This window comes from Thermoactinomyces sp. CICC 23799 (genome assembly GCF_016055145.1).
Classification (GTDB): Bacteria; Bacillota; Bacilli; order Thermoactinomycetales; family Thermoactinomycetaceae; genus Thermoactinomyces; species Thermoactinomyces intermedius.
In genome coordinates this window covers 1-1,767 of the sequence record NZ_JAECVV010000023.1, presented here as the reverse complement: position 1 = coordinate 1,767, position 1,767 = coordinate 1, and the positions used below count along the sequence as shown (strand labels likewise).

Below are 1,767 nucleotides of genomic sequence, written 5' to 3'. Positions count from 1 at the left end.
AAAGTTAGAACGCCATTTTGTTTGACACCGCCTGCAATCTCGCCACCAACTGAATCACCCATAAACATGTTGGCGTTTAATTGCTTATCGCCGACAACAATTTTCCCTTCTTGATCAGGCCACCAGGTGACTTGGTCTGAGTTTGTGTTCTCCAAGTTCATGCCGACCTCAATTCGATCCGGCTTGATGACAACCTCTGCAATGTTTACCTTGACTCCGAGTGCTTCAGTAGAGGCATTTGCTTTGAATCGCTTTTCGTCAGCTTTTTCAGCTTTGACTTCTTGTTTGGTCTGTTCGTTGGTCGCTTTAACTCCAGTATCAACATCATCGGGTCCGCACCCGGCAAGTAACAGCATCGACAGGCCGATTAATCCAATCTTTTTCATACTGTATACACTCCTCTATGTAGAGTTTTATATAATGAAAAGAAGAAGTATTTTGCACAAAAAGTGGAGGGGTGGGGTTACCCCTCCCAAAGAGTCGTTGAGAATCGTTGAGAATGGCATTAGGGGATAAGTATTAAATTGTTGGCGGTTTAAACTGCCGGCGGTTCACCATGAAGGAACATACCTAATCACCTCCTTTGCAGGATTCACGCTTTTTCACCGCGAATCCTAAGAATCGCCAGTGTTAATCCGTGGTAATCAATCGCCTTTTTGTTGTATAATTCCGTTAAGTCTAATTTTTCAACACATTCTTTGCATGCCTTGATCCCGTCATCCCATAATCCGGCAGGATCTTGGCATATTTTTATTTCTGATCGTTTTTTCTCCTGATAGCAAAAAGCGCAAATATCATTGCTTTTGGTTAAGTATGGTTGTGGCTCCATGTTTAACAGACTTCTGATTTTCTTTTCTTCACGGTCCGCAATTCGGGAGATTTTCTCCTGAATCCCCATGCTCCCTTTCATCTCCCCCATCGCTGATTAAGTTATAAACCTCTGACTCTGGAATACGCCACATTCCTTGCACCTTTTTTGCCTGGACCCTACCTTCGCGACACCATTTTTTCACAGTATACGAGTCAACCGATAATAGCTCGGCAACCTTGCTTGGTTTAAGCAGTTTTTCTGTCACTATCCCTCCCCCTTTTCTTCCACATTTTGAACAAAATTCCTGTCAAAGCGTTGATATCTATATATATTGATGGATATCTGTTGCTTTCCATTGCATTCTGGCAAAAAAAAATTAGGGTATCAAACCCTAATAACTGTTGTTTAGTTAGGTTAAGTGTACTCATTCTGACTGCATGTGTCTGAAACCCTTGATACGATTGAGGTTCAATATGGTTTTTCGAGCACCTTCGTTTATTAAAGAGTATTTAAGTTATTTTTTATGTATCAAGTCAAAACGAAGTGACTTTTTCCTTTATTTCATGCGGGTTTCAGCTTTTACGAGCAACCCTAGGGATTTTTGACATATCAAGGCGCTCGAAAAATAACTTCTGTTACAAGTTTGAACATCAGGAATATCAATTATTTTCAGTTTAGCAAAAAGATAAAAAGACTGTAAACCTTCAAAGTCTAACATTTTAAAGGCAAGAGATAATCTCTATTAAAAAATCTCTCCGGTGATGGAGAGAGTTTTTTATTATTTCGTTGTGATCTAAATGAAGTGTACTCATTCTGACGGGAAGTACTCCAAAAAGTTCAAGGATCAAGCCGTACTTAGTGGTATGGCTTTGTCATTTGTGATCAGTATGGCCCTGAATGGTTGGGAAATTAACAAAATGACCTTCTTGGAAGCAGCCATTGGCGGCCTCTTGGGA

3 protein-coding genes are annotated in these 1,767 nt (G+C 40.4%); all 3 read right to left on the bottom strand.

Annotation, left to right across the window (positions count from 1 at the left end; all coding sequences use genetic code 11):
- Positions 1–386 (bottom strand): hypothetical protein (locus I8U21_RS14730; protein WP_198054195.1); only part of this gene is annotated, 386 nt, incomplete at its 3' end.
- 206 nt (positions 387–592) lie between these two features.
- Positions 593–898 (bottom strand): hypothetical protein, encoded by a 306-nt coding sequence (locus I8U21_RS14725; protein ID WP_198054194.1) that lies wholly within the window; start codon positions 896–898, stop codon positions 593–595.
- Positions 858–1,076, bottom strand: a complete 219-nt coding sequence (locus tag I8U21_RS15370) for a helix-turn-helix domain-containing protein (protein WP_198054193.1) — start codon at positions 1,074–1,076, stop codon at positions 858–860. Before I8U21_RS15370 ends, I8U21_RS14725 begins: the two co-directional genes overlap by 41 nt.
- Positions 1,077–1,767 lie beyond the last annotated feature (691 nt).